The sequence below is a fragment of the Pseudomonas sp. NPDC089741 genome (genome assembly GCF_044748825.1).
GTDB classification, from domain to species: Bacteria; Pseudomonadota; Gammaproteobacteria; order Pseudomonadales; family Pseudomonadaceae; genus Aquipseudomonas; species Aquipseudomonas helmanticensis.
In genome coordinates this window covers 331,458-358,060 of record NZ_JBIVGT010000002.1, presented here as the reverse complement: position 1 = coordinate 358,060, position 26,603 = coordinate 331,458, and the positions used below count along the sequence as shown (strand labels likewise).

The 26,603-nt window shown below is 60.6% G+C and carries 23 protein-coding genes; 17 read left to right on the top strand and 6 right to left on the bottom strand.

What is annotated here, in order from left to right; translation table 11 throughout:
* The 5 genes from ACIPZE_RS03730 (at position 1) to gcvH (ending at position 6,013) form a co-directional block, all read left to right on the top strand.
* Positions 1-1,218 (top strand): 2-octaprenyl-3-methyl-6-methoxy-1,4-benzoquinol hydroxylase, encoded by a 1,218-nt coding sequence (locus ACIPZE_RS03730; protein WP_400771518.1) that lies wholly within the window; start codon positions 1-3, stop codon positions 1,216-1,218.
* A 259-nt stretch (positions 1,219-1,477) separates the two neighbouring features.
* Positions 1,478-2,482, top strand: a complete 1,005-nt coding sequence (locus ACIPZE_RS03725; RefSeq protein WP_400771458.1) for an extracellular solute-binding protein — start codon at positions 1,478-1,480, stop codon at positions 2,480-2,482.
* A 244-nt stretch (positions 2,483-2,726) separates the two neighbouring features.
* Complete coding sequence (locus ACIPZE_RS03720) at positions 2,727-4,343, top strand: ABC transporter permease (protein WP_400771456.1); 1,617 nt, start codon at positions 2,727-2,729, stop codon at positions 4,341-4,343.
* A gap of 155 nt (positions 4,344-4,498) precedes the next feature.
* Positions 4,499-5,581 carry a glycine cleavage system aminomethyltransferase GcvT gene (gene gcvT, locus ACIPZE_RS03715; RefSeq protein ID WP_283438413.1) on the top strand — a complete coding sequence of 361 codons (1,083 nt, stop codon included), beginning with the start codon at positions 4,499-4,501 and terminating at the stop codon, positions 5,579-5,581.
* A gap of 48 nt (positions 5,582-5,629) precedes the next feature.
* Positions 5,630-6,013 carry a glycine cleavage system protein GcvH gene (gene gcvH / locus ACIPZE_RS03710; protein WP_283438414.1) on the top strand — a complete coding sequence of 128 codons (384 nt, stop codon included), beginning with the start codon at positions 5,630-5,632 and terminating at the stop codon, positions 6,011-6,013.
* Between the two features lie 86 nt (positions 6,014-6,099).
* Here gcvH and ACIPZE_RS03705 read toward each other — a convergent pair whose 3' ends face one another.
* Positions 6,100-7,245, bottom strand: a complete 1,146-nt coding sequence (locus ACIPZE_RS03705) for a DegT/DnrJ/EryC1/StrS aminotransferase family protein (protein ID WP_283438415.1) — start codon at positions 7,243-7,245, stop codon at positions 6,100-6,102.
* A gap of 156 nt (positions 7,246-7,401) precedes the next feature.
* On the opposite strand from ACIPZE_RS03705, the gene gcvP reads away from it, so the two are divergent.
* Complete coding sequence (gene gcvP / locus ACIPZE_RS03700; RefSeq protein ID WP_283438416.1) at positions 7,402-10,275, top strand: aminomethyl-transferring glycine dehydrogenase; 2,874 nt, start codon at positions 7,402-7,404, stop codon at positions 10,273-10,275.
* A 90-nt stretch (positions 10,276-10,365) separates the two neighbouring features.
* Here the strand turns inward: gcvP and ACIPZE_RS03695 are convergent, their stop codons facing one another.
* From ACIPZE_RS03695 to ACIPZE_RS03685, 3 genes are all read right to left on the bottom strand, one after another.
* On the bottom strand, positions 10,366-10,686 hold the full coding sequence (locus ACIPZE_RS03695; protein WP_171057234.1) for a DUF2388 domain-containing protein: 321 nt from the start codon (positions 10,684-10,686) through the stop codon (positions 10,366-10,368).
* A 66-nt stretch (positions 10,687-10,752) separates the two neighbouring features.
* Entirely contained in the window at positions 10,753-12,537 is a 1,785-nt protein-coding gene (locus tag ACIPZE_RS03690) for a GspE/PulE family protein (protein ID WP_400771451.1), read from the bottom strand.
* Between the two features lie 92 nt (positions 12,538-12,629).
* Positions 12,630-12,968 (bottom strand): hypothetical protein, encoded by a 339-nt coding sequence (locus tag ACIPZE_RS03685; RefSeq protein ID WP_283438417.1) that lies wholly within the window; start codon positions 12,966-12,968, stop codon positions 12,630-12,632.
* A gap of 126 nt (positions 12,969-13,094) precedes the next feature.
* Here ACIPZE_RS03685 and ACIPZE_RS03680 point away from each other — a divergent pair, with 126 nt between their 5' ends.
* Positions 13,095-13,559: an Lrp/AsnC family transcriptional regulator gene (locus ACIPZE_RS03680; protein ID WP_400771449.1), complete on the top strand. Its 465-nt coding sequence runs from the start codon at positions 13,095-13,097 to the stop codon at positions 13,557-13,559.
* 122 nt (positions 13,560-13,681) lie between these two features.
* Here ACIPZE_RS03680 and ACIPZE_RS03675 read toward each other — a convergent pair whose 3' ends face one another.
* Positions 13,682-15,052 carry an inorganic triphosphatase gene (locus tag ACIPZE_RS03675; RefSeq protein WP_129395978.1) on the bottom strand — a complete coding sequence of 457 codons (1,371 nt, stop codon included), beginning with the start codon at positions 15,050-15,052 and terminating at the stop codon, positions 13,682-13,684.
* Between the two features lie 155 nt (positions 15,053-15,207).
* Between ACIPZE_RS03675 and argE the strand changes: the two genes are divergently transcribed.
* Positions 15,208-16,353, top strand: a complete 1,146-nt coding sequence (argE, locus tag ACIPZE_RS03670; RefSeq protein WP_400771447.1) for an acetylornithine deacetylase — start codon at positions 15,208-15,210, stop codon at positions 16,351-16,353.
* 245 nt (positions 16,354-16,598) lie between these two features.
* Positions 16,599-17,900: an amino-acid N-acetyltransferase gene (gene argA, locus ACIPZE_RS03665; protein WP_095186912.1), complete on the top strand. Its 1,302-nt coding sequence runs from the start codon at positions 16,599-16,601 to the stop codon at positions 17,898-17,900.
* Positions 17,901-17,997: 97 nt separating this feature from the next.
* Here the strand turns inward: argA and tauA are convergent, their stop codons facing one another.
* Positions 17,998-18,984, bottom strand: a complete 987-nt coding sequence (tauA, locus tag ACIPZE_RS03660; protein ID WP_400771443.1) for a taurine ABC transporter substrate-binding protein — start codon at positions 18,982-18,984, stop codon at positions 17,998-18,000.
* Between the two features lie 367 nt (positions 18,985-19,351).
* On the opposite strand from tauA, the gene ACIPZE_RS03655 reads away from it, so the two are divergent.
* From ACIPZE_RS03655 to ACIPZE_RS03620, 8 genes are all read left to right on the top strand, one after another.
* Positions 19,352-20,713, top strand: coding sequence for an OprD family porin (locus ACIPZE_RS03655; RefSeq protein ID WP_129395975.1), 1,362 nt, complete (start codon positions 19,352-19,354; stop codon positions 20,711-20,713).
* Between the two features lie 297 nt (positions 20,714-21,010).
* Positions 21,011-21,649, top strand: a complete 639-nt coding sequence (locus ACIPZE_RS03650; RefSeq protein WP_283438421.1) for a peroxiredoxin — start codon at positions 21,011-21,013, stop codon at positions 21,647-21,649.
* Between the two features lie 282 nt (positions 21,650-21,931).
* The gene (gene ssuE / locus ACIPZE_RS03645) at positions 21,932-22,525 is read left to right on the top strand and encodes an NADPH-dependent FMN reductase (RefSeq protein ID WP_007913832.1); all 594 of its coding nucleotides are present in this window, start codon (positions 21,932-21,934) and stop codon (positions 22,523-22,525) included.
* Between the two features lie 91 nt (positions 22,526-22,616).
* Positions 22,617-23,582, top strand: coding sequence for a sulfonate ABC transporter substrate-binding protein (locus tag ACIPZE_RS03640; protein ID WP_053124845.1), 966 nt, complete (start codon positions 22,617-22,619; stop codon positions 23,580-23,582).
* A 25-nt stretch (positions 23,583-23,607) separates the two neighbouring features.
* Positions 23,608-24,756, top strand: a complete 1,149-nt coding sequence (ssuD, locus tag ACIPZE_RS03635; RefSeq protein WP_018928626.1) for an FMNH2-dependent alkanesulfonate monooxygenase — start codon at positions 23,608-23,610, stop codon at positions 24,754-24,756.
* Positions 24,757-24,764: 8 nt separating this feature from the next.
* Positions 24,765-25,547: an aliphatic sulfonate ABC transporter permease SsuC gene (gene ssuC / locus ACIPZE_RS03630; protein WP_011336451.1), complete on the top strand. Its 783-nt coding sequence runs from the start codon at positions 24,765-24,767 to the stop codon at positions 25,545-25,547.
* Entirely contained in the window at positions 25,544-26,350 is an 807-nt protein-coding gene (ssuB, locus tag ACIPZE_RS03625; protein ID WP_283438422.1) for an aliphatic sulfonates ABC transporter ATP-binding protein, read from the top strand. The genes ssuC and ssuB overlap by 4 nt, the downstream gene beginning before the upstream one ends.
* 32 nt (positions 26,351-26,382) lie before the next feature.
* Positions 26,383-26,598 (top strand): molybdopterin-binding protein, encoded by a 216-nt coding sequence (locus tag ACIPZE_RS03620; protein ID WP_003229256.1) that lies wholly within the window; start codon positions 26,383-26,385, stop codon positions 26,596-26,598.
* Positions 26,599-26,603: the final 5 nt, after the last annotated feature.

Sequence of the window (26,603 nt, the reverse complement as noted above, 5' to 3'; positions counted from 1 at the left end):
ATGCGCGCAGATCTGCTGATAGTCGGAGCCGGAATGGTCGGCAGCGCCCTGGCGTTGGCGTTACAGGACAGCGGGCTGGAAGTCCTGCTGCTCGATGGCAGCCCGCTGAGCGTTAAACCCTTCGACGCCGACGCTGCGTTTGAACCGCGCGTGAGCGCGTTGTCAGCGGCGAGCCAGCGGATTCTCGAACGCCTCGGCGTCTGGGACGGCATCGCCAAACGCCGCAGCAGCCCGTACACCGACATGCACGTCTGGGACGGCAGCGGCACCGGGCAGATTCATTTCTCGGCGAGCAGCGTGCACGCCGAAGTGCTCGGCCATATCGTTGAAAATCGCGTGGTGCAGGATGCCTTGCTCGATCGCTTGCACGATTGCGATCTGGGCATGCTCGCCAATGCGCGGCTGGAACAGATGCGCCGTTCGGGCGATGACTGGCTGCTGACGCTGGCCGATGGTCGTCAGCTACGCGCTCCGCTGGTGATTGCCGCTGACGGCGCCAACTCGGCCGTGCGCCGGCTGACCGGCGTGGCGACTCGCGAGTGGGATTACCTGCATCACGCCATTGTCACCAGCGTGCGCAGCAGCAAACCGCACCAGATGACTGCATGGCAGCGCTTCACCGATCACGGGCCGCTGGCGTTTTTGCCGCTGGAGCGTGACGGGCAGCAGGATTGGTGTTCGATCGTTTGGTCGACCACACCGAGCGAAGCCGAGCGCTTGATGGCGCTGGATGAAGCGGCTTTCTGCCGAGAGCTGGAGCGCGCCTTTGAGGGGCGTCTCGGCGAAGTGATCAGCGCTGATCCGCGACTGTGCGTGCCGCTGCGTCAGCGTCATGCCAAACGTTATGTGGCGCAAGGGCTGGCGCTGATCGGCGATGCGGCGCACACCATTCACCCGTTGGCGGGGCAGGGTGTGAACCTTGGTTTCCTTGATGCGGCGGTGCTGGCCGAAGTGCTGTTGCAAGCGGCGGAGCGCGGTGAGCGTCTGGCGGATGTGAAAGTGCTGAGCCGTTACGAGCGTCGGCGCATGCCGCATAACCTCGCGCTGATGGCGGCGATGGAGGGCTTTGAGCGGTTGTTTCAGGCGGATCCGTTGCCGGTGCGCTGGTTGCGTAATGCCGGGTTGAAGCTGGTGGAGCAGATGCCCGAGGCGAAAGCATTGTTTGTGCGCGAAGCCCTCGGGTTGACCGGTGATCTTCCGGCCCTCGCCAAACCCTGAGATTTTCGTTGTTGCTGCTGACCTCATCGCGAGCGGGCTCACTCCTGCATTTGAAATGCGTTCCCCTGTAGGAGCTGCCGAAGGCTGCGATCTTTTGATGTTGTTTTTAAGATCAAAAGATCGCAGCCTTCGGCAGCTCCTACAGGGGGTGTGGTCAACTGTGCAACATCTGGTAACTCCTTCAAAAAGAGTTCGATTGAGGTGGTAAATGTGAGTCCTTATCATTTGGCCCACATTTCCCGACCGAGAGACCACTCCCATGTTGGCACCCAAGCGTCTTCTGACCGCACTGGCCCTGACCCTGATCGGCAGCACAACGGTCCAGGCCGCTGATGAGGTGGTGGTTTACTCGTCGCGCATCGATGAGCTGATCAAACCGGTCTTTGATGCCTACACCGCCAAGACCGGGGTGAAGATCAAGTTCATCACCGACAAGGAAGCGCCGCTGATGCAGCGCATCAAGGCCGAAGGTGAAAACGCCACCGCCGACCTGCTGCTCACCGTCGACGCCGGCAACCTCTGGCAAGCCGAGCAGATGGGCATCCTGCAGCCATTCACCTCGAAAACCATCGACGCCAATATTCCCCTGCAATATCGCTCGTCCACCCACGCATGGACCGGCCTGAGCCTGCGCGCGCGGACCATCGCTTACTCCACCCAACGCGTGAAGCCGGGCGAACTGACCACTTACGAAGCGCTGGCCGACAAGAACTGGGAAGGGCGCCTGTGCCTGCGCACGGCGAAGAAGGTCTACAACCAGTCGCTGACCGCGACCATGATCGAAGTTCACGGCGCGACGAAGACCGAGGAAATCCTCAAGGGCTGGGTCAACAACCTGTCGACCGACGTGTTCTCTGATGACGTCGCTGTGCTCGAAGCGATCAACGCCGGCCAGTGCGACGTTGGCATCGTCAACACTTACTACTACGGTCGCCTGCACAAGCAGAAGCCGGAGCTGCCGGTGAAATTGTTCTGGCCAAACCAGGCCGATCGCGGCGTGCATGTGAACCTGTCGGGCATCGGCCTGACCAAACATGCGCCGCACCCGGAAGCCGCCAAGGCTTTGGTTGAGTGGATGACCACGCCGGAAGCGCAGAAGATCTTTGCCGACGTGAACCAGGAGTTCCCGGCCAACCCGGCGGTGGCGCCTTCGCAGGAAGTGGCGGCGTGGGGCAAGTTCATTGCTGATACGTTGCCGGTGGAAGTGGCGGGCAAGCGTCAGGCTGAGGCGATCCGCATGATGGATCGGGCGGGTTGGAACTGAATCGTTTCGAAAGATTTGTTTGATTCAAAAACCAGCCCCTCACCCCAGCCCTCTCCCAAGGGCGAGGGAGCCGGCTTGTGTTGTTTTCGACACTTGAGTTCGGCTCGATATTTCAGGTCGGCGTAAATCGAAAGAGCACCTCGGTCAGTCCCCTCTCCCTCTGGGAGAGGGTTAGGGTGAGGGCAGCAATCTCAACCTGAAACACCTCATCCAAGAACACCCCATTCCCTCCAGAGACCCAAAAGTGGCCCACCCCGCCCAACGCCGCTGGTACCCCATCGTCTTCGCCATCGCCGCGTTGGTGCTGCTGCCCCTGAGCGTTCTGCTGCTCTCCTGGCAGACCATCGATCAACAAATCTGGTCGCACCTGTGGCAAACCCAGATGCCGCGCCTGCTCGGCAACACCCTGACGCTGGTACTCGGCGTTGGCGTTGGCGTAACCCTGCTCGGCGTCAGCCTCGCCTGGCTCACCAGCCTCTGCGAATTCCCCGGCCGGCGCTGGCTCGACTGGGCGCTGATGCTGCCGTTCGCCATCCCCGCCTACGTGCTGGCCTTCGTCTTCGTCGGCCTGCTCGATTTTGCCGGCCCGGTGCAAACCCTGCTGCGTGAATGGTTCGGCAGCGGCCTGCGTCTTCCCCGGGTACGCTCCACCGGCGGGGTGATTATCGTGTTGGTGCTGGTCTTCTATCCCTACGTCTACCTGCTGGCGCGCACCGCGTTTCTCGCCCAAGGCAAAGGCCTGATGGAAGCTGCGCGAGTGCTCGGTCAATCGCCATGGCAGGCTTTCTGGCGTGTGGCGTTGCCGATGGCGCGTCCGGCCATCGGTGCCGGTGTGGCGCTGGCGCTGATGGAAACCCTGGCGGATTTCGGCGCGGTGTCGGTGTTCAACTTCGACACCTTCACCACGGCGATCTACAAAACCTGGTACGGCTTCTTCAGCCTGTCGAGCGCGGCGCAACTGGCCAGCCTGTTGCTACTGGTGGTAATGCTGGTGCTGTACGGTGAACGCCGTGCGCGCGGCGCGAATCGGGCAAGTAACGAGCGGCCCCGGATCAAGGCGTTGTACCACCTGCGTGGATTCAAGGCGTTCGCGGCGATGAGTTGGTGCGGCCTGGTCTTCGCCTGCGCCTTCGTCATTCCGATGCTGCAACTGATCGTCTGGTTCTGGCAGCGCGGCCGTTTCGATCTCGATGAACGTTACGTCGGGCTGATCGTCCACACGCTCTACCTCGGTGGCATGGCCGCGTTGATCACCGTCAGCGTCGCGCTGCTGCTGGCGTTCGCCCGGCGACTGGCGCCGACGCCGGCGATCAACTCCGGCGTTGGCCTGGCCAACCTCGGCTACGCGCTGCCGGGCTCGGTGCTGGCGGTGTCGATCATGCTGGCGTTCAGTTATCTGGATCGCGAGCTGGTGATTCCGCTTTCGGGCTGGCTCGGTGGCGCAGGCAAACCGCTGTTGCTCGGCAGTCTGGCTGCACTGCTGATGGCTTATCTGGTGCGCTTTATCGCGGTCGCTTATGGCCCGCTGGAAAACAGTCTGGCGCGTATACGGCCATCTTTGCCCGAAGCAGCACGTAGCCTCGGAGTCAGTGGGCCACGACTGTTTTTCAAAGTGTATCTGCCACTTTTGCTGCCCGGCACGTTGAGCGCGGCGTTGCTGGTATTCGTCGATGTGCTCAAGGAAATGCCCGCGACCCTGCTGATGCGCCCGTTTGGCTGGGACACGCTGGCGGTGCGGATCTTCGAAATGACCAGCGAAGGCGAATGGGCGCGGGCCTCGTTGCCGGCGTTGACCCTGGTTCTGGTCGGGTTGTTGCCGGTCATCGGCCTGATCCGGCGCTCGGCGCACCGAAACACTTAGTCGTCAGTCCTGAATCATGCGGCTACAATGCGCGGCATTCGGTGCGGTTCGTCTGACAGACCCGTTCGCTGAAATCGGCTGAGAGCCTTCTATTTCAAGGCTTTCACCCGTGCAGCGGCTGTCCGCACCTTCGCCACGCCCGGAAGGAGAAACCCATGGGACAGCGTACGCCTCTCTATGACCTGCATCTCGCCCTCGGCGCGAAGATGGTCGATTTTGGCGGTTGGGACATGCCACTGCATTACGGCTCGCAGGTCGAGGAGCACCACGAAGTGCGCCGCGATTGCGGGGTGTTCGATGTATCCCACATGACCGTGATCGACGTCACCGGCACCCAGGCCAAGGCCTGGCTTCAGCATTTGCTGGCCAATGATGTCGAGCGCCTGCATCGCCCCGGCCGTGCGTTGTACAGCACCATGCTCAACGAGCATGGCGGCATCGTCGATGACATGATTGTCTACCGTCTCGATGACGCTTATCGCCTGGTGTTCAACGCCTCCACCCGCGATCAGGATCTGGCGTGGATGAATGCCCAGCTCGGCGGTTACGACGTGCAACTGCACGAGCGCTCCGAGCTGGCGATGCTCGCCATTCAAGGCCCGCAGGCCCGGCAGAAAATCGCCGAACTGGTCACCCAATCGCGCGCCACGCTGATCCAGCACCTGAAACCCTTCGAAGGCTACACCGACGGTGACTGGTTCATTGCCCGCACCGGTTACACCGGTGAAGACGGTCTGGAAATCTGTCTGCCGGCCAATCAGGCGCCGGGGTTCTTCAACGATCTGGTCGGTGCCGGCATTTCCCCGATTGGCCTCGGTGCCCGCGACACTCTGCGCGTCGAAGCCGGGATGAACCTCTACGGCCAGGATATTCATCAGGACGTTTCGCCGCTGGCGTCGAACATGGCCTGGAGCATTGCCTGGGAACCGGCCACACGCCAGTTCATTGGCCGCGCCGCGCTGGAAGCGGAAAAAGCCGCCGGTGTTGCGCACAAACTGGTCGGCCTGGTGCTCGAAGAGCGCGGTGTCTTGCGTGCCCATCAGGTGGTTCGTATCGCCGATGTTGGCGAAGGGGAGATCACCAGTGGTAGTTTCTCTCCTACGCTAAGCAAATCGATTGCCCTGGCGCGTGTTCCGATGGCAACCGCCGACCGCGCCGAAGTGGAAATCCGTGGCAAATGGTACCCGGTACGGGTGGTCAAACCGACCTTCGTACGCCATGGCAAAACTTTGATCTAACCTTTTCCGGCGGGCACGACCGCTGACAATTTCTCGAGGACACCGAAGATGAGCGATATCCCTGCCGACCTGCGTTTTGCCGAAAGTCATGAATGGGCACGTCTGGAAGCCGACGGCACCGTCACCGTGGGCATCAGCGATCACGCGCAGGAAGCGCTGGGCGATGTGGTGTTCGTCGAGCTGACCGAAGTGGGCAAGGTCTTTGCCGCTGAAGATCAGGCCGGTGTCGTTGAGTCGGTGAAAGCCGCCTCCGACATCTATTCGCCGATCAGCGGTGAAGTCATCGCGATCAACGAAGAGCTGAGCGGCTCCCCGGAACTGCTGAACTCCGACCCGTACGGCGCTTGGATCTTCAAGATCAAGCCAAGCGACACGACTGAGCTGGACAAGCTGCTCGACGCTGCTGCCTACAAAGCCGCCATCGGCGAGTAATCCGCGTACGTGTAGGCGCTGCCGCAGGCTGCGATCTTTTGATTTTATAAAAGACAAGATCAAAAGATCGCAGCCTGCGGCAGCGCCTACAGGGTGCGATGCAGGACGGTTTTTACTGCGGCCACCGAGCGTTCGACGTCGTCCTTGGACATGGCGGTAAACATCGGCAGCGACACGATCAGTCGTCCGGCCCGCTCGGCCACCGGCAACATCCCTTCCTTGAAACCGCGCTCGCGGTACAGACTCAACAAATGAATCGGCGGGTAGTGATAGCCGATACCGATACCCTGCGCCTGCATCTGCTCCATGAAAATCGCCCGCGCCGGCAAGCCATCTGCACGTTCTGGCAATACCAGCTGAAACAGATGCCAGTTGCTGTGGGTGAAGTCCGCCGGCGGCAGTTGCGCGCCATAAACAGCTTCGAAGTCATCACCGAAACATTTGAAGTAGTGGCGGGCCAGTTCACGCCGATGCGCGGTCAGGCTTTCGATATGAGCGAATTGCCCGAGGCCGATGGTGGCTGCAACGTCAGTCATGTTGAACTTGCCGCCCAGCACATCGACGTCCAGGCCGTCGAAGCCGTTGCGGGTGACGCCCTGCAAGCGGTACTTCTCCGCCAGTCGCGCCTCTTCGGGGGTATTCAGCACCAGGCAACCGCCCTCGGAGCACGTGACATTCTTGTTCGCCTGAAAACTGAACGACACGAAATCGCCGGTAGCGCCAATGCGCTGGCCATTCCAGCTCGATCCCAAGGCCTGCGCGGCGTCTTCGACAATGCGCAGGTTGTGTTTGCGGGCAATCGCGTAGAGGCGATCCATGTCCACCGGTAAACCGGCCAGATACACCGGAATCAGCGCTTTGGTACGTGGCGTGATTGCCGCTTCAAGCTGATCCAGATCGATGTTGCGGGTCAGCGGATCGATGTCGGCAAATACCGGCGTGGCGCCCACCTCAAGGATCACGTTGGCGGTGGCCACCCAGGAAATCGGCGTGGTGATCACCTCGTCGCCGGGGCCGATGCCGGCAATGCGCAAGGCGATCTCCATGGTGCAGGTGCCGGAATTGAAGGTGCGCACCGGGCGGCCGCCAAAGTATTCCGACAGTTGTGCTTCAAACGCCTGCACCTTCGGCCCGCTGGTGATCCAGCCGGAGCGCAGGACGTCGCCGACGGCGGCAATTGTCGCTTCATCAATGACGGGTTTGGAGAATGGCAGGAACGGCAGTGGGCTCATGAGGCTTTGATCATCCGCGGGTTGAACGCCTGAAGCAGGCGCCACAGCATGGCCCGGAACACCCTCGGCCGCCAAGCCGTGTGCGTCGGTATCGGCTGCTATGCTGGTTTGACCGTGTTGCATTGACGCCGAGCGCCAGCCAAGAGAGAGCCCGTCATGTCCCAGTTGCCGTCCCTGAGCCAGTTACGCGACCCCGACGCTTTTCTGCGCCGTCACCTCGGCCCCGACGCCGCCGAACAGCAGGCCATGCTCGACAGCCTCGGCCTCGGCAGTCGGGTCGAACTTATCGAACAAACCGTACCGCCCGGGATCCGTTTCAACCGCGCGCTGGATCTGCCGCCGGCGCTCGACGAGCAAGCCGCGCTGGCCAGGCTGCGCGGTTACGCGGAGCAGAATCAGCTCTGGACCAGCCTGATCGGCATGGGCTACCACGGCACTCTCACGCCAACCGTAATCTTGCGCAACGTCCTCGAAAATCCTGGCTGGTACACCGCCTACACGCCGTATCAGCCGGAAATTGCCCAAGGCCGACTCGAAGCGTTGCTGAATTTTCAGCAACTGACCATTGACCTTACCGGGCTGGAACTGGCCAATGCCTCATTGCTTGATGAGGCCACCGCAGCTGCCGAAGCCATGGCACTGGCCAAACGCGTGGCGAAGTCGAAGAGCAATCTGTTTTTTGTCGATGAGAACTGCCACCCGCAGACCCTTTCCGTGGTGCGGACTCGTGCCGAAGGCTTTGGCTTCGAGCTGATCGTCGACGCTGTGGATAACTTGCAACGGCACCAGGTGTTTGGCGCGCTGCTGCAGTATCCCGACACCCACGGTGAGATCCGCGATCTGCGGCCGTTGATCGATCATCTGCACGCGCAGCAGGCGTTGGCTTGCGTTGCAACCGATCTGTTGAGCCTGTTGTTGCTGACGCCACCGGGTGAACTGGGCGCCGACGTGGTATTCGGCTCGTCGCAACGTTTTGGTGTGCCGATGGGCTACGGCGGGCCGCATGCCGCATTCTTTGCCAGCCGCGAGGAATATAAACGGGCGATTCCGGGGCGGATCATCGGTGTGTCGAAAGATGCCCGAGGCAACGTGGCGCTGCGCATGGCCCTGCAAACCCGCGAGCAACATATTCGCCGGGAGAAGGCCAACTCGAACATCTGCACGGCGCAGGTGCTGTTGGCCAATATCGCCAGTTTCTATGCGGTGTATCACGGGCCGCAAGGCTTGAAACGTATCGCCCAGCGCGTGCATCGGTTGACCTGCATCCTGGCGGCAGGGCTTGAGCGTCACGGGATCAAACGGGTCAACGAACAGTTTTTCGATACGCTGACGCTGGAAGTCGGCGGTGCGCAAACCGCGATCATCGACAGCGCCCAGGCTGCGCAGATCAACCTGAGGATTCTCGGGCGTGGTCGAGTCGGGCTGAGCCTTGATGAAACCTCTGATGAAACCACGGTCGGCAAACTGTTCGATGTCCTTCTGGGCGCTGATCATGGACTGAGCGTCGACGATCTCGACGCCGAAGTTCTGGTTTCCGGGATCCCCGACAACCTCCAGCGCAAAACCGCGTATCTGCGCCACCCGGTGTTCAACGCCCATCACAGCGAAACCGAGATGCTGCGTTACCTCAAGCAACTGGAGAACAAGGATCTGGCGCTCAACCAGTCGATGATCCCGCTGGGCTCCTGCACCATGAAACTCAACGCCACCAGCGAAATGATCCCGATTACCTGGCCGCAATTCGCCAACCTGCACCCGTTTGTGCCCCGCGAGCAAGCTGTCGGCTACACCTTGATGATCGAGGAACTGGAGCACTGGCTGTGCGCGATCACCGGCTTCGATGCGATCTGCATGCAGCCCAACTCGGGTGCGCAGGGCGAATACGCCGGGCTGCTGGCGATCCGCAAATACCACGAGAGCCGGCAGCAGGGTGGGCGCGATGTGTGTCTGATTCCCTCGTCGGCCCATGGCACCAACCCGGCCTCGGCGCAAATGGTCGGGTTGCGGGTGGTGATCGTTGAGTGCGACGAGGCTGGCAACGTTGATCTTGAAGATCTCAAGAGCAAAGCTGCCGAGGCGGGGGCTAAGTTGTCGTGCCTGATGGCGACCTATCCGTCGACCCACGGTGTGTACGAGGAGGGCATCAGCGAAATCTGCGAAGTTATCCACAAGCACGGCGGCCAGGTGTACATGGACGGCGCCAACCTCAACGCGCAAGTCGGACTGGCGCGGCCGGCGGACATCGGTGCCGATGTCTCGCACATGAATTTGCACAAGACCTTTTGCATTCCTCACGGCGGTGGCGGTCCGGGCATGGGGCCGATTGGCGTGCGCGCTCATTTGGCGCCGTTCGTCGCCAATCACCCGGTGGTGCCGATTGACGGGCCGCATCCGCAGAACACCGCGGTCAGCGCGGCGCCGTGGGGCAGTGCGAGCATTTTGCCGATCAGCTGGATGTACATCGCCATGATGGGCCCGCAATTGGCCGATGCCAGCGAGGTGGCGATCCTCGCGGCGAATTACCTGGCGCAGCATTTATCCGGCGCGTTCCCGGTGCTGTATACCGGGCGCAACGGGCGGGTCGCGCATGAATGCATTCTGGATCTACGGCCATTGAAAGCGCAGACCGGGATCAGTGAGGAGGACGTCGCCAAGCGTTTGATGGATTACGGCTTTCACGCGCCGACCATGTCCTTCCCCGTGCCGGGGACGTTGATGGTCGAACCGACCGAGAGTGAATCCAAGGCTGAGCTGGACCGGTTTATCGGTGCCATGTTGAGTATTCGTGCGGAAATCAGCGAAGTGCAAAACGGCAACTGGCCGGCGGAAGACAACCCGCTGAAACGCGCGCCGCATACCTTGGCGGATGTCACCGGGGTTTGGGAGCGGCCTTACAGCATCGAGCAGGGCATTACCCCGGATGCGCACACCAAGGCACACAAATACTGGCCGGCGGTGAATCGGGTGGATAACGTTTATGGGGATCGCAATCTGTTCTGCGCGTGCGTCCCGGTGGACGATTACCGCTGACCTCGCAGAGCACACAGATCCCATGCAGGAGGTCGCGTTTGAGGCGCAAATCCGGGCAAAAAAATGCCGCTCGTTTGAGCGGCATTTTTGTTACTCGGAAGCCACAGCGTTCTTCGCCAGAATCGCATTGGCCAATTCCATGTCCGTGGCCTGCAGGCCCGGATTGTCGGCGCGGACTTTCTGCATCGCCGCTTCCAGATACGGCCCGCGAATGCCGCCGTCACTGGCGACGAAGCTGCCAGCGTCATCCTGCGCGGCAATGATCAGCTTGTGATCCTTGAAGGTCAGGTAAGTGGAACCTGTGGTCGCACCGGACGAAATGACGTTACGCCAAAAGCTGTCCGCCATGGCCGAACCAACGGGAAGGGACAGCAAGGCCAGCGTGGCGACAGCAAGTTTGAGACGCATGATGAGGTGACTCCTGGGGGTTAACTACGGCGTTGGATTGCCAATCCCCCGATCCAGTTCCATGACGGGCTATTTCAGCTCACTCTGCGGCGTCACCCGCAGCACCTCTTCAACTGTGGTCAGGCCCGCCGCGACTTTCTGCGCGCCGGACAGGCGCAGGCTGCGCATGCCTTCCTTGAAGGCCTGGCGCCGTATCGCCGTGAGGTCGGTGTCCGGGGTGATCAAGGCTTTCAGGCTATCGCTCAGTTGCATGATTTCGTACACCCCGGCACGGCCGTGATAGCCGGTGTCGCGGCATTCGAGACAGCCGATGGCGCGTTGCGCATGACTCGGCAGCGGTGCCTGCCAAGGGCGGGTCAAGGTTTGCCAGTCTTCCTCTTCCAGGGTCAGCGGCGCCTTGCAGTGCGGGCACAGGGTGCGCACCAGACGCTGGGCCATGACCCCGAGCACGGTGGCTTTGATCAGGTAATGCGGCACGCCGAGTTCGAGCAGCCGACTGATCGCGCTGGGTGCGTCGTTGGTGTGCAGCGTTGAAAGCACCAAATGCCCGGTGAGCGCGGCCTGAATCGCCATTTCAGCGGTTTCGAGGTCGCGGATCTCGCCGATCATGATGATGTCCGGGTCTTGCCGCATCAGCGCACGCACGCCGGCGGCGAAGCTCAGGTCGATGTTGTGCTGCACCTGCATCTGGTTGAACGCCGGCTCGACCATCTCGATCGGGTCTTCGATGGTGCAGAGGTTGACCTCCGGCGTTGCCAGTTTTTTCAGCGTGGTGTAGAGCGTGGTGGTCTTGCCCGAACCGGTCGGCCCGGTGACCAGAATGATGCCGTTGGGCTGGCGGGTCATGTCCTGCCAGCGCCGCAGGTCGTCGGCGCTGAAGCCCAGTTGATCGAAATCCTTGAGCAGCACTTCCGGGTCGAAAATCCGCATGACCATTTTTTCGCCGAACGCGGTGGGCAGCGTTGATAACCGCAACTCCACCTCGCCGCCGTCCGGGGTCTTGGTCTTGACCCGGCCGTCCTGGGGTTTGCGCTTCTCGGCGACGTTCATCCGCCCGAGGCTTTTCAGGCGACTGACGATCGCCATGGTCACCTGCGGCGGGAATTGATAGACGTTGTGCAGCACGCCATCGATGCGAAAGCGCACCGTGCCTTGCTCGCGCCGGGGCTCGATGTGGATATCGCTGGCGCGCTGCTGGAAGGCGTACTGGAACAGCCAGTCGACGATGTTGACGATGTGCGCGTCGTTGGCGTCCGGCTCCTGATCGCTGGCGCCGAGGTTGAGCAACTGCTCGAAGTTGCCGAGGTTGCCACCCTGTTGATCAGCATTGCTGGCGCCGCTGACCGATTTCGCCAGGCGAAAGAACTCGACACTGAAACGCTGGATGTCCGCCGGGTTGGCCACCACCCGTTTGATCGGCAGCTTCAGGACATGGGTCAGGTCGGCTTCCCAGGCATTGACGTAGGGCTGGGCGCTGGCCACGGTCACCGAATCGCGGTCGACCGCTACCGCAAGAATCCTGTGCCGTTGTGCAAAGGCGTAGGACATCAAGGGGGTGATCGCGGCGACGTTGATCTTCAGCGGGTCGATGCGCAAATACGGCTGGCCGGCCTGTTGCGCCAGCCATAGGGTCAGGCTTTCGAGGTCGAGGTGTTTGCCCGGACGGCTGAGGTCGTCGAGTTGCTGGCTGGCGATGAATTCCAGCGGATGCATCTGGCCATGGGCGGCGTGCCGGCGACGGGCATTCAGCGCCTGCTCCGCCGACTCCTGGCAGATAAACCCCTGGGCGACCAGTTCACGCAACACATCGTTGAGTTCGAGCCTGCGGTCCTGAGTGGCGAGTTGAACGGACATGCGGGCTTCCTTTTGAGCGACATTGCGCAAAAGGATAGTCGTGGCCGCGCAGACCGTTGGGCCACTACCCGACGAAGCCGTTGCCGGATTTGTCAGCCGGCCGCTTGTGCACGGCCATCCCAAGCGCTGTCGGCATTTTGCAGATTCACCGAGCAGACGCTGATCAGGTTACGAAGTTTTTCCGCGATCACTTGCGCGCGATGCCAGCTGAAACCGCCCATGACGATGTCGATCGACAGCAAGTCGTCCATCCGCTGCACGTTGACCTGTTCCGGCGTGAGGAACTGCAACGCGAACAGGTTGAGCACGCGCACCAGCAAGTCCGGCTCGGCTTCGGCGAGGATCTGATATTGCGCCAGGCAGTGGGCGTTGCTGACGTTCCAGACGTCGGCGCGGTGCGGGGCGCTGTTCACGGCTTCAAGATGCGGCATGGTGGGTCTCCAAAATAACTGGAGGAATTTTTACATTCAGTGGCGGGCATTTCTTGGCTATGATCGGCGTTATTGGCGATTGATCGACTAAATCAATTCGCAAGGAATTAGATTGGAGGTTTTTTTATGCACAGCGAGCTGGACAGCTACGACCGCAAGATACTCGCCCTGCTGCAAGAGGACGCTTCACTGTCCAGTGCGCAGATCGCCGAACAGGTGGGCCTCTCGCAATCGCCGTGCTGGCGGCGGATTCAGCGGATGAAGGAAGAGGGGATCATTCGTGGCCAGGTGGCCTTGCTTGATCGCAAGAAGATTGGCCTGAACACGCAGATCTTCGCCGAGATCAAACTCAACGCGCACGGACGCTCGAACTTCACCGAGTTCACCGAGGCGATTCGCGGGTTTCCGGAGGTGCTGGAGTGTTACGTGCTGATGGGCGCAGTGGATTTTCTGTTGCGCATTGTCGCGGCGGACATCGAGGCGTATGAGCGGTTTTTCTTTGAAAAGCTGTCGCTGGTGCCGGGGATACAGGAAGTGAATTCGATTGTGGCGTTGTCGGAGATCAAATCCACGACCAGCCTCCCGGTTTAGTACGGCGGGCCTTTGTGGCGAGGGGATTTATCCCCGTTGGGCTGCGAAGCAGCCCCAGCTCTTCAATAAAAGCGGGGCCGCTGCGCGCGCCAACGGGGATAAATCCCCTCGCCACAGGGGTGTTACATGCGCAGGAGCATTTTCCATGCGCGATTCTGGTAAACCGCAATCGCCTGCTGCTTGCGCGCATCGAGCAGTTCGTCAGTGATCGTCGGCTCGTTGGCCAGTTGCGCCAGCTTGTTCAGCTCGCCGTACAAGCGATCCATTTCCGGGATCTCCAGCACGTTGCGCGCGTGGTGCAGCCAGACCTGAATGCGTTCGATACGCGGCAGTTGCTCAGCCAGATCTTCCGGCTGCTGCTGATAACGCTGCAATTGCAGGGCCGTCGCTTCTTCGCCCAAGGTGCGCGGCAACCAGCTGTGCAATTGCGCGCCGCCCTGACGGTTACCACGTACGTTACGGTCGGCGGTCCAGGTACGGGCCAGCAACCAGCGCGAAGTGCTCAGCGAGAACAGGCCCCAGCGCGGGTCTTCGAGTTCTTCGAGGAACTGCTCTGGCGCAGCTTTGCGCACGTCTTCGTCTTCGATACCGGCCTGCACCAGTGGGCGCCAGTCTTCCAGCAAGGCATCCAGGGCAACGCGCAGATCATGGGTGGACTGACGCGGTGCGGCCTGGCCGAGGCTGCTGAGCAGCGCGCGCATTTCGGCGAGGTTCTCGACCCAGTCGAGCAACAGGCGCCAGTGGCCATTGAAACGATATTGTTCAGCCAGACGCTGGCTGCTGCCGAGCAAGTGCCAGCTCAGCGCAGCGAAGGCGTCGTCGAGCTGGGTTTCCGCGGTCAGCTCCGGCGCCGGCAGGCTCAGCGAATAGCTGTTGGCGTCGTACAGACGATAACCGCGTTCAGCCTTGCTGATGTCGCACGGCATCAGCGCGAGGGTTTCGGCCAGTTCGGCAGCCAGTTCCAGCAGCGCGGCAGGCTCGCCTTCGCGCAGTTCCAGTTCCAGCTCGCAGATTTCTTCTTTCTGTTTGCCGACTACAACGTGACCGAGATCCAGCGCGGCTTCGATGACCACTTTGGTCTTGCCACGGCCCCAGGCGATTTCGGCGCGTTCGCGGACGAAATCGGTGGTGAAGATCGGCTTGAGGGTTTTCTTGTCCAGTTCGGCCAGCGACTCGGGCCAGCATTCGCCGTCGAGTTTCTTCACGTCGAGTTTGGCTTTCGGCAACTTCCAGTCGTATTCATTACGCTCGGACAGACCGGCGACGCTCTGGCCACGGGTCTTGAGGGTCTGAATCACTTCGTCACCGTCCTTGCGCAGGCGCAGGGCGACTTTGGCCTGGGCCAGATCGCGCTCAGGGGTGTCGAAGTACTGGTTCATCAACTCACGGCGTTCCCAGCCACTTTTGTTGCGTTTTTTCAGTAGCGGGTGCTCGCGCAGGGCGGCGAGGGTTTCGCGGCTGACGCGGAGTTTGATTTCGGTTTCTTTCTGCATGGCCGGAAAATCCAGGATCGGGAGCGCAGCCGGGGAATATGTGGCTGCCAAGGCCGTGCAGTGTACAGGACTGATTCGTCCTACGCCCTGCGGCGGTTTATTCCTGACGCCGGATGGTTCTATGATGGACTTCAAATCGGGAGTTGGAGTCAGCGATGCCTTTGCCGTCCATGCAAGACCAGTTCGCTGCGCTGATCGCCGCGCCGTCGGTCAGCTGTACCCAACCGAGCCTCGATCAATCCAATCGGGCGGTGATCGATTTGCTCGCTGGCTGGCTGGGGGATCTGGGTTTCAGCTGCGATATCCAGCAGGTCAGCCCCGGCAAATTCAACCTGCTCGCCAGTTTCGGCAGCGGCCCCGGCGGGCTGGTGCTGGCCGGGCACAGCGACACGGTGCCGTACGACGATGCGTTGTGGCAGACCGATCCGCTGAAGCTCACCGAAGTCGATGGCCGCTGGGTCGGTCTGGGCAGCTGCGATATGAAAGGCTTCTTCGCGCTGATCATCGAAGCCGTGCAGCCTTTGCTCGATCAACCTTTCAAACAGCCGCTGCTGATCCTCGCCACCTGCGATGAAGAAAGCTCGATGTCCGGCGCCCGGGCGCTGGCCGAGGCGGGACGTCCGCTGGGCCGCGCGGCGGTGATCGGCGAGCCGACCGGGCTCAAGCCGATCCGCATGCACAAAGGCATCATGATGGAGCGCATCGATATCCTCGGGCAGAGCGGCCATTCGTCGGATCCGCGCCTGGGCCACAGCGCCCTTGAAGCGATGCACGATGCGATCGGCGAACTGCGCGGCCTGCGCCTGTTGTGGCAACGTGAATTCAACAACCCGCAGTTCAGCGTGCCGCAACCGACGATGAACTTCGGCTGCATTCATGGCGGCGACAACCCCAACCGTATCTGCGGCCAGTGTTCGCTGGAGTTCGACCTGCGGCCATTGCCGGGCATGGACCCGAAAGTCCTGCGCGCGGAGATTTTGCGCAAGCTCAACCCGGTGGCCGAGCGCCATCAGGTGAAGATCGATTACAAACCGCTGTTCCCGGAAGTACCGTCGTTCGAGCAGTCCGAAGACGCCGAACTGGTGCGCATCGCCGAAAAGCTCACCGGTCACAGCGCCGAAGCAGTAGCGTTCGGCACCGAAGCGCCTTATCTTCAGCGCCTCGGCTGCGAAACCATCGTCCTCGGCCCCGGCGACATTGCCTGCGCGCATCAGCCCGGCGAGTACCTTGAAATGTCACGTTTGCAGCCTACCGTGCATCTATTACGGCAACTGATTGAACATTACTGCCTGAAGCATTGAACGCCTCCCTTGTAGGAGCTGCCGCAGGCTGCGATCTTTTGATTTTGTTTTGAAGATCAAAATCAAAAGATCGCAGCCTGCGGCAGCTCCTACAGGGGGTAGTCGTTAAATTAGTGGGAATCCAACCCGTATTCATGAGGAGAGCGCGCGTGTCGCCAAGCCTGTTCCGACGATAACCATCAGCCCGCTGTGCGTTTTTCGTTTCGCCCCTTTTTCCGGCTGCTATTTATTACAGGCCCAGGTTCATGCCCGAATACGTCAATTGGCTTCGTCACGCGTCCCCCTACATCAATGCCCACCGCGACTGCACCTTCGTCGTCATGCTGCCCGGCGACGGCGTTGAGCATCCGAATTTCGGCAACATCGTCCACGACATCGTTCTGCTGCACAGCCTTGGCGTGCGTCTGGTGCTGGTGCACGGTTCGCGCCCGCAGATTGAAACCCGCCTCGCCGCCCGCGGCCTGACTCCGCATTACCACCACGGCATGCGCATCACTGATGCCGCGACCCTGGAATGTGTAATCGATGCCGTCGGCCAGTTGCGCATCGCTATCGAAGCGCGACTGTCGATGGACATGGCTTCGTCGCCGATGCAGGGCTCGCGTCTGCGCGTGGCCAGCGGCAACCTGGTGACGGCGCGGCCGATCGGCGTGCTCGAAGGTGTCGACTATCACCACACCGGCGAAGTGCGCCGGGTCGATCGCAAAGGCATCAACCGCTTGCTCGATGAGCGCTCGATCGTGCTGCTGTCGCCGCTGGGCTACTCGCCGACCGGTGAAATCTTCAATCTTGCCTGCGAAGACGTCGCTACTCGCGCCGCCATCGATCTGGGCGCCGACAAGCTGCTGCTGTTCGGCGCAGACCTCGGCCTGATCGATGAAAACGGCCGGTTGGTGCGCGAATTGCGTCCACAGCAAGTGCCGGCGCATTTGCAGCGTCTGGGCAGCAGCAACTATCAGGCGGAATTGCTCGATGCCGCCGCCGAAGCCTGCCGTGGCGGTGTGGCGCGCAGCCATATCGTCAGTTACGCCGAAGACGGCGCGCTGCTGACCGAGCTGTTCACCCGTGACGGTGGCGGGACACTGGTTGCGCAAGAGCAATTCGAACTGGTGCGTGAGGCGGCGATTGAAGACGTCGGCGGTTTGCTCGATTTGATCAGCCCGCTGGAAGAGCAGGGGATTCTGGTACGGCGTTCGCGCGAAGTGCTGGAGCGTGAAATCGAGCAGTTCAGCGTGGTCGAGCGAGAAGGCATGATCATCGCCTGTGCGGCGCTGTATCAGATTGCCGACTCCGATGCCGGCGAGCTGGCGTGCCTGGCGGTGAATCCGGAGTATCGCCATGGCGGTCGCGGTGATGAGTTGCTGGAGCGCATCGAAACCCGTGCGCGGGCGCAGGGTTTGAAGACCTTGTTCGTTCTCACCACACGTACCGCGCACTGGTTCCGCGAGCGTGGGTTCGAGCCAAGCAGCGTTGAACGACTGCCAGCGGCACGGGCATCGCTATACAACTATCAGCGCAACTCGAAAATCTTCGAAAAGACCCTGTAACCGAGTTGCTCCATTCGCGAGCAGGCTCGCTCCCACATTTGGAACGCGACTTCCTGTGGGAGCGACGGTGCGACGATTCGACCTGCTCGCGAAGCTTTTATTGCGCCACGAACTTCGCGCTGACATACGGTGAATAGTCCGGCAGCACTGTTTCAACCTTGCCCTGTTCCTTCAAGAATTTCGCCGTCTCACCAATCGCCTTCGCCGTGCCGCCGTCCAGCAGCGCGGTGGTTTGCTGTGCCTTGGCATCCGGGAACGTGGAGCCTGCGAGTAATTCCGGCACGTCGGCGGCGTTGGCACCGGTCAGTTTGGCGATTTTCTGTACCGGCTCGGAGTCGGCTGTCCAGCGGTCTTTATGGCTCGCGTAATCGGCAAACGCGTCTAGAGTGACCTTGGCAAATTTGGCCACGACCTCAGGATGCTTCTCGGCAAAGTCCTTGCGCGCAACCCACACTTCGAAGGTCGGCGCGCCCCACTGACCGACCTGCGCCGCATCGGTCAGGGTCTTGCCGGTCTTGCGGATTTCCCCCAGCGCGGGCGACCAGACAAACGCCCCGTCAATATCGCCACGCTTCCACGCGGCGGCGATTTCTGCGGGTTGCAGGTTGACCACTTTGACTTTCGAGGTGTCCAGGCCCCAGTGCTTGAGCGCACCGAGCAGGCTGTAATGGGAGGTAGAAACGAACGGCGTGGCGATGGTCTTGCCGACCAGATCCTGCGGGGTATTGATGCCGCTGCCATTGCGCACCACCAAGGCTTCGGCCGCATTGATCTGAGCCGACACGATGAACGCGACGATCGGCAGATTACGCGATGCGGCGGCGGCCAGCGGGCTGGAACCGAGATTGCCGATCTGCACGTCGCCGGAAGCGATGGCTGTCACAACTTCCGGGCCGCTGTTGAAGCGGCGCCAGTCGATTTTTTCGCCGATGGTTTTCTCGTAGACGCCATCAGCCTGCGGGACTTTGCTCGGGTCGATACCGGTCTGGTAGCCAACCGTGAGGTTTGCAGCCTGGGCCGAGAACGAAATCATCGCTGACACACAAACTGTAACAAATTGACTAGATAGTGCGCGTTTGGCCATGATGGCGTCGCCTTTTGGATAGGGATTGACGTGATTTGGATACGTCAACGCTAAGCGATCTAAAAAAGGGCGCACAAATACCATTTAGGAATGAGCTTAGTAGCCGATATCCTGTATCCCGGTGCGGGTAGCCATTACTAGGCCATATTCCCGAATAGTATTAAAAAGAATGAAATAATTCTTTTTGGGGTTAACAGGAAATCAGTACTGTGCAGGGACCAAATCACTGCGATTAGACCTTGGTCGTAGACATACATGGTTACGATTGACTTGTCGGTCACGGTCTGGCGCTAATCGCGCATCTTAGGATCCAGGGCAATAGACCCAGGACCAGGAACACAAAAATTAGAAACGAGAGGAGCTTTACATGAACAAGTCCACCTTGGCCCTGGCTGTGGCCGTAGGGGTTTTGGCGCAGCAGGCAGGCGCCGCCGGTTTCATCGAAGACAGCAAGGCCACCTTGGGGCTGCGTAACTTCTACATCAACACTGACAACCGCGACAGCGCTGCCAAAACCGCTTCGGGCGTGCAGAGCAAGAACGAAGAATGGGGCCAAGGCTTCGATCTGCGTTTCATCTCCGGTTACACCCAAGGCACCGTCGGCTTCGGTATCGACGCCATCGGCCTGCTGGGCGTGAAGCTGGATTCGGGCGGCGGCACCAACGGCGCCACTGCGACTTCCTACGGCGGCACCGTGTTCCCGAGCAAGTCCAACGGCGAAGCTGTTGATAACTTCTCGAGCCTGGGCCTGACTGCCAAAGCCAAGATCTCCCAGACCGAACTGAAGCTGGGTACTCTGCAGCCGAAGAACCCGGTCATCGTCACCAACGACGGTCGTCTGCTGCCACAAACCTGGCAGGGTGGCCAGATCACTTCCGGCGACATCAAGGACCTGACTCTGGTCGGTGGCCAGATCGAAGCCGTGAAAGGTCGTAACTCCAGCAACAACGAGCAACTGTCGATCGGTGGCGCCAACAGCCCAACCATCAGCGGTCGCGACAGCAACAAGTTCATCTACGCCGGTGGTGACTACAAAATCACCAAGGACCTGACTGCCCAGTACTACTACGGCAATCTGGAAGATTTCTACAAGCAACACTTCCTGGGTCTGGTGCACAACTGGGCAATCGGCCCGGGCGTGCTGAAGTCTGACCTGCGTTACTTCAACAGCTCCGACGACGGCGCCAACGGCAATACCCCTGCTTACTACAGCAGCGGTAACTACACCGGTACCGCTAGCGGTCGCGGTAAAGTCGACAACAACCTGTACAGCGGCCTGTTCCTGTACACCGTTGAAGGTCACACTTTCGGTGGCGGCTATCAGGTTTCCAACGGCAGCAGCGACTTCCCTTGGCTGAACCAGGGCGACGGTTCGTCGAACTACACCATCACCGACATGCAGATCCAGAAGTTCGGCCGTGCCGGCGAGCGCACCTGGCAAGCACGCTACTCGTATGACTTCGCTAAAGTCGGCCTGCCAGGCCTGACCGCCGGTATGGTTTACCTGCGTGGCGATAACATCGACACCGTGGGCACCAACGGTCGTGAAAACGGCAATGGCCGCTCCGAGTGGGAACGTGACTTCACCGTTGGCTACGTGATTCCAGAAGGCCCGGCGAAAAACCTCGGCTTCATGTGGAAAAACGCTACCTGGCGCAACGACATCCCAGGTCAGCGTGACCAGGATGAAAACCGCCTGATCGTCAGCTACTCGATCCCGCTGCTGTAATAGCGCGTCTCGATTCGTTGATGTAAAAAAAGCCCCGTCCGGCATCGCGCCGGACGGGGCTTTTACGTTTTCGAGTCAGGCTCACCCCCGTAAGCCTGTCCCGAAATTCCCCTCTTTACAGCAACTCAAGGCCTTCTCGAACCTTGCGGCCGATGTTCGTCGGGATGCCGCCGAGCGTCCAGTGAACAGATGTTTAATATTCTTTTAAGGTCTAGATATCTATTTATTTATTCTTTTTCATGATGGCAAATCCCGAGCTACAGTTGAGGTCTCCAACAACTCATCAGGAGCAGCACCATGAGCCTCAGACTCGGCGACATCGCCCCCGACTTCGAACAGGATTCCAGCGCCGGCAAGATTCGTTTCCACGAGTGGCTGGGCGATAGCTGGGGCGTGCTGTTCTCCCACCCGGCGGACTTCACCCCGGTGTGCACCACCGAGTTGGGCTTCACCGCCAAACTCAAAGATGAATTCAGCAAGCGCGGCGTCAAAGCCATTGCACTGTCGGTCGACCCGGTGGATTCCCACCACAAATGGATCGAAGACATCAACGAAACCCAGAACACCATCGTCAACTTCCCGATCCTGGCGGATGCCGATCGCAAGGTTTCCGATCTGTATGACCTGATCCACCCGAACGCCAACGACACACTGACCGTGCGTTCGCTGTTCGTGATCGATCCGAACAAGAAGGTTCGCCTGACCATCACCTATCCGGCGAGCACCGGGCGCAACTTCCACGAGATTTTGCGGGTGATCGACTCGCTGCAGCTCACCGATAACTACAAGGTGGCCACGCCGGCCAACTGGCAGGACGGTGATGAGGTGGTGATCGTGCCTTCGTTGAAGGATGAGGAAGAGATCAAGCAACGCTTTCCGAAGGGCTATCGGGCTGTTAAGCCGTATCTGCGCCTGACGCCACAGCCGAATCGTTAAGATCAAAAGATCGCAGCCTGCGGCAGCTCCTACAGGAGTACGCCGCTTTCTGTAGGAGCTGCCGAAGGCTGCGATCTTTTCGAGGCATCCACATAGCAGGGGATTTCAGGCCGTTTCGACGGCCTTTTTTTCGTCCTGAACAATGTAAATCGTATATCTCCTAAACGCATAACCAAATGAATAAATATGATTTATGGATATATAAATCAACTGGTAAGGTCACTCCCATCAAAGCGAGATCGCAACCCGCGAATCGCCTGTAACGCTTAAGGAATTGTCTCGATGCTGGTCGTCTCACTCGGTGGCAGTCCCAGCCTGCGCTCCCGTTCCGGGGTGCTGCTGGAACGCTCGCAACGCTGGTTGCAGGCTCAAGGGGTGGAAGTGGTGAGTTATCAGGTTCGGGACTTCCCGGCCGAAGACTTGCTCCACGCGCGCTTCGACAGCCCGAAGGTGCTCGACCTGCTGCAACAGATTGAAAACGCCGATGGCCTGCTGATCGCCACACCGGTTTACAAAGCGTCTTTCTCTGGCGCGTTGAAGACGCTGCTGGATTTGCTCCCAGAGCGTGCCTTGAACCACAAGATTGTTTTGCCAATGGCCACTGGCGGCAGCATCGCCCACATGTTGGTGGTCGATTACGCGCTCAAGCCTGTGCTCTCGGCGCTGAAAGCCCAGGAAATGCTCCAGGGAATTTTCGCCGAGGACAGCCAGATCGCTTACGGCGAAGGCAGTGCTGCGGCGCAACTGGCACCGGCGCTGGAGCAGCGTCTGCACGAAGCGCTGGATCAGTTTGTCGGCGCCATGGCGCGCCGGCCGAAGCCGCTGGAACCGGGCTTGTTGAACGAACGTTTGCTGAGTGCTCGCTGGAGCATTTAAGCCACACCAGAACTTGATGTAACTCACCTTACTTCGCCGCTAACGGCCAAGCAGGTGCAGCCAAAACCCAACAGCAAAAAAGGAGAGCGCTATGCGCACTGTATTTTTGCGTCGTGGTCTGGTCGCTCTGTTTGCTGCGGCTGTCACCTTCGGCGCCATCACTCAAGCTCAAGCCGAGACATTGCGGATCGGTTATCAGAAGTACGGCACGCTGGTGCTGCTCAAAGCCAAAGGGACTTTGGAAAAACGTCTGGCTGCCCAAGGCGTCGACGTGCAATGGACTGAGTTCCCCGGCGGCCCGCAGTTGCTGGAAGGCCTCAACGTCGGCTCGATCGACTTCGGCGTCACTGGCGAAACCCCACCGGTCTTCGCCCAGGCAGCCGGCGCCGATCTGCTCTATGTCGCCTACGAACCGCCGGCACCAAACAGCGAAGCGATCCTTGTGCCGAAAGACTCGCCGATCAAATCGGTGGCCGACCTCAAGGGCAAGAAAGTCGTGCTGAACAAAGGCTCCAACGTCCACTACCTGCTGGTGCGTGCGCTGGAAGACGCCGGTCTCAAGTACACCGACATTCAAACCGTATTCCTGCCGCCGGCCGATGCTCGCGCTGCGTTCGAACGTGGCAGCGTCGACGCCTGGGTCATCTGGGATCCGTACCAGGCCGCTGCCGAGAAACAACTGCAGGCACACACCCTGCGCGACGGCAAAGGCATCGTCGACAACCACCAGTTCTATCTCGCGACCAAACCCTATGCACAGAAAAACCCTGAGGTGATCAAAGCCCTCGTTGAGGAAGTGCGCGCCGTCGGCGAGTGGTCCAAAGCCAACCCTGAAGACGTGACCCAACAAGTCGCGCCACTGCTCGGCCTGCCGGCAGACATCACCCTGACCTCGGTGAAACGCCAGGGCTACGGCGCGCTGTTCCTGACCCCGGAAGTGGTCGCCGCGCAGCAGAAAATCGCTGACACGTTCTACCAGCTCAAGCTGATTCCCAAGCCACTGAGCATCAAGGATGTGATCTGGACACCACCGGCCGCTGTGGCCAAAGCGCTGTAATTCGAATCCCCAAGGAGACCACTCCATGAGCCTCAATATCTTCTGGTTCCTGCCTACCCACGGCGACGGCCATTACCTTGGCACCGCCGAAGGCGCTCGCGCCGTTGACCACGGTTATCTGCAACAGGTCGCGCAAGCGGCGGATCGTCTGGGTTTCGGTGGTGTGCTGATTCCCACCGGCCGCTCCTGCGAAGACTCGTGGCTGGTGGCGGCGTCGCTGATTCCGGTGACCCAGCGCCTGAAATTCCTCGTTGCCCTGCGCCCCGGGATCATTTCCCCGACGGTCGCGGCGCGGCAGGCAGCCACGCTCGATCGTTTGTCCGGCGGTCGTGCGCTGTTCAATCTGGTCACCGGTGGCGACCCCGAAGAATTGGCTGGCGACGGTCTGTTCCTCAGCCACGAAGAACGCTATCAAGCCTCGGTGGAGTTCACTCGCATCTGGCGCCGTGTGCTCGAAGGCGAAACCGTTGATTACGACGGTCAGCACATCAGCGTGAAGGGCGCGAAGTTGCTCTATCCGCCGATCCAGCAACCGCGTCCGCCGCTGTACTTCGGTGGCTCGTCGGAAGCGGCGCAAGACTTGGCCGCCGAACAAGTGGAAATGGTTCTGACCTGGGGCGAGCCGCCAGCAGCGGTGGCCGAGAAGATCGCACAAGTGCGCGCCAAAGCCGCCAAGCTTGGCCGCACCGTACGCTTCGGTATTCGACTGCACGTGATCGTCCGTGAAACCAACGCCGAGGCGTGGCAAGCGGCGGATCGGTTGATCTCGCATCTGGACGACGACACCATCGCTCGCGCCCAGGCTTCGCTGGCGCGTTTCGATTCCGTCGGCCAGCAACGCATGGCCGCTCTGCACGGCGGCAGCCGCGACAACCTCGAAGTCAGCCCGAACCTCTGGGCCGGCGTTGGCCTGGTGCGCGGCGGTGCCGGTACGGCCCTGGTTGGCGATGGCCCGACCGTGGCGGCGCGCGTGAAGGAATACGCCGATCTGGGCATCGACACCTTTATATTCTCCGGTTATCCACACCTTGAAGAGTCGTATCGCGTCGCTGAACTGCTGTTCCCGCACCTCGACATCGAGCGTCCGGAACTGCCGAAAAGCGCCGGTTATGTCAGCCCGTTCGGCGAGATGGTCGCCAACGACATTCTTCCCAAAGCCGCGTCGCAGAGCTGAGGCGCGCCATGAAGAAATTCATCCACAGCCTCGCGCCTTGGGCGTTGCCGGTGTTGTTGCTGGCGGTGTGGCAGTTGTCGGTGTCGGCCGGTTGGTTGTCGACACGGATTCTGCCGGCACCGGTGGCGGTGATCGAAGCCGGCGTGAGCCTGGTGCGCAGCGGCGAAATCTGGACGCACCTGGCGATCAGTGGCTGGCGCGCGGCGCTCGGTTTCACCATCGGCGGCAGCATCGGTCTGGTCCTGGGCTTCATCACTGGCCTGTCGAAGTGGGGCGAGCGCCTGCTCGACAGCTCGGTGCAGATGATCCGCAACGTGCCGCACCTGGCGCTGATCCCGCTGGTTATCCTGTGGTTCGGCATCGACGAGTCGGCGAAGATTTTCCTGGTGGCGTTGGGCACGTTGTTCCCGATCTACCTCAACACTTATCACGGCATTCGCAACGTCGACCCGGCGTTGGTGGAGATGGCGCGCAGTTATGGCCTCTCCGGTTTCAGCCTGTTCTGGCAGGTGATTCTGCCGGGCGCGCTGCCTTCGATTCTGGTCGGTGTGCGCTTCGCCCTGGGCTTTATGTGGCTGACGCTGATCGTCGCGGAAACCATTTCCGCCAGCTCGGGCATCGGCTATCTGGCGATGAACGCCCGGGAGTTTTTGCAGACCGACGTGGTGGTGCTGGCGATCCTGCTTTACGCGGTGCTCGGCAAACTCGCCGACCTCGCCGCTCGTGGACTTGAACGTGTGTGGTTGCGCTGGCACCCGGCCTATCAGGTTGCCAAAGGAGGTGCAGCATGACTGCTCAACAACCGCCACGCCTGCTGCGCGGGATTCCGCTGGCGGTGCGCAACCTGCAGAAAACCTTTGGCGCGCGGCAGGTGCTGCGTGACATCGATCTGCATATTCCGGCGGGGCAATTCGTCGCGGTGGTCGGGCGCAGTGGCTGTGGCAAAAGTACTTTGCTGCGCTTGCTCGCGGGGCTTGATCAACCGACTGGTGGTGAACTGTTCGCCGGCTCTGCGCCACTCAGTGACGCACGGGAAGACACCCGGTTGATGTTCCAGGAAGCGCGTCTGCTGCCATGGAAAAAGATCATCGACAACGTTGGCCTTGGGCTCAAGGGCAACTGGCGTCAGCAAGCACTGGATGCGCTGGACGCGGTCGGTTTGGCGGATCGCGCCGATGAATGGCCGGCAGCCCTGTCCGGCGGGCAGAAGCAACGCGTCGCCCTGGCCCGGGCGTTGATCCATCAACCGCGCCTGCTGTTGCTCGACGAACCGCTCGGTGCACTGGACGCGCTGACCCGCATTGAAATGCAGCAACTGATCGAGCGTCTGTGGCAGCAACACGGCTTCACCGTGCTGCTGGTGACCCACGACGTCAGTGAGGCGGTAGCGATTGCCGATCGGGTGATTCTGATCGAGGACGGCGAAGTCGGCCTCGACCTGCATGTCGACCTGCCGCGCCCACGGGTACGTGGTTCGCATCGCCTCGCAGCGCTGGAAACCGAAGTGCTCAACCGAGTTTTGTCCCTGCCTGGCGAACCGCCGGAGCCGGAACCTGTTTCACCCCTGCCTACGCAATTGCGTTGGGCGCAATAACTCAAGTTTTATCAACGACAGGAATCAATGCCATGACTATTAAAGCCATCAACGTGCGCAACCAGTTCAAAGGCTCGATCAAGGAAATCGTCCTCGGCGACGTGCTGTCGGAAATCGACGTGCAGACCGCTTCGGGTATCGTCACTTCGGTGATCACCACCCGTTCGGTCAAGGAGCTGGAACTGGTGGTGGGCAGCGAAGTGATTGCCTTTGTGAAATCCACCGAGGTGTCGATCGCCAAGTTGTAAGCCGG

What these genes read in the sequence shown, in the direction of transcription:
- ACIPZE_RS03730 (WP_400771518.1), top strand. Translation starts at nt 1, where the DNA reads ATGCGCGCAGATCTGCTGATAGTCGGAGCCGGAATGGTCGGCAGCGCC.
- ACIPZE_RS03725 (WP_400771458.1), top strand. Translation starts at nt 1,478, where the DNA reads ATGTTGGCACCCAAGCGTCTTCTGACCGCACTGGCCCTGACCCTGATC.
- gcvT (WP_283438413.1), top strand. Translation starts at nt 4,499, where the DNA reads ATGGGACAGCGTACGCCTCTCTATGACCTGCATCTCGCCCTCGGCGCG.
- gcvH (WP_283438414.1), top strand. Translation starts at nt 5,630, where the DNA reads ATGAGCGATATCCCTGCCGACCTGCGTTTTGCCGAAAGTCATGAATGG.
- ACIPZE_RS03705 (WP_283438415.1), bottom strand. Translation starts at nt 7,245, where the DNA reads ATGAGCCCACTGCCGTTCCTGCCATTCTCCAAACCCGTCATTGATGAA.
- gcvP (WP_283438416.1), top strand. Translation starts at nt 7,402, where the DNA reads ATGTCCCAGTTGCCGTCCCTGAGCCAGTTACGCGACCCCGACGCTTTT.
- ACIPZE_RS03690 (WP_400771451.1), bottom strand. Translation starts at nt 12,537, where the DNA reads ATGTCCGTTCAACTCGCCACTCAGGACCGCAGGCTCGAACTCAACGAT.
- ACIPZE_RS03685 (WP_283438417.1), bottom strand. Translation starts at nt 12,968, where the DNA reads ATGCCGCATCTTGAAGCCGTGAACAGCGCCCCGCACCGCGCCGACGTC.
- ACIPZE_RS03680 (WP_400771449.1), top strand. Translation starts at nt 13,095, where the DNA reads ATGCACAGCGAGCTGGACAGCTACGACCGCAAGATACTCGCCCTGCTG.
- ACIPZE_RS03675 (WP_129395978.1), bottom strand. Translation starts at nt 15,052, where the DNA reads ATGCAGAAAGAAACCGAAATCAAACTCCGCGTCAGCCGCGAAACCCTC.
- argE (WP_400771447.1), top strand. Translation starts at nt 15,208, where the DNA reads ATGCCTTTGCCGTCCATGCAAGACCAGTTCGCTGCGCTGATCGCCGCG.
- argA (WP_095186912.1), top strand. Translation starts at nt 16,599, where the DNA reads ATGCCCGAATACGTCAATTGGCTTCGTCACGCGTCCCCCTACATCAAT.
- tauA (WP_400771443.1), bottom strand. Translation starts at nt 18,984, where the DNA reads ATGGCCAAACGCGCACTATCTAGTCAATTTGTTACAGTTTGTGTGTCA.
- ACIPZE_RS03655 (WP_129395975.1), top strand. Translation starts at nt 19,352, where the DNA reads ATGAACAAGTCCACCTTGGCCCTGGCTGTGGCCGTAGGGGTTTTGGCG.
- ACIPZE_RS03650 (WP_283438421.1), top strand. Translation starts at nt 21,011, where the DNA reads ATGAGCCTCAGACTCGGCGACATCGCCCCCGACTTCGAACAGGATTCC.
- ssuE (WP_007913832.1), top strand. Translation starts at nt 21,932, where the DNA reads ATGCTGGTCGTCTCACTCGGTGGCAGTCCCAGCCTGCGCTCCCGTTCC.
- ACIPZE_RS03640 (WP_053124845.1), top strand. Translation starts at nt 22,617, where the DNA reads ATGCGCACTGTATTTTTGCGTCGTGGTCTGGTCGCTCTGTTTGCTGCG.
- ssuD (WP_018928626.1), top strand. Translation starts at nt 23,608, where the DNA reads ATGAGCCTCAATATCTTCTGGTTCCTGCCTACCCACGGCGACGGCCAT.
- ssuC (WP_011336451.1), top strand. Translation starts at nt 24,765, where the DNA reads ATGAAGAAATTCATCCACAGCCTCGCGCCTTGGGCGTTGCCGGTGTTG.
- ssuB (WP_283438422.1), top strand. Translation starts at nt 25,544, where the DNA reads ATGACTGCTCAACAACCGCCACGCCTGCTGCGCGGGATTCCGCTGGCG.
- ACIPZE_RS03620 (WP_003229256.1), top strand. Translation starts at nt 26,383, where the DNA reads ATGACTATTAAAGCCATCAACGTGCGCAACCAGTTCAAAGGCTCGATC.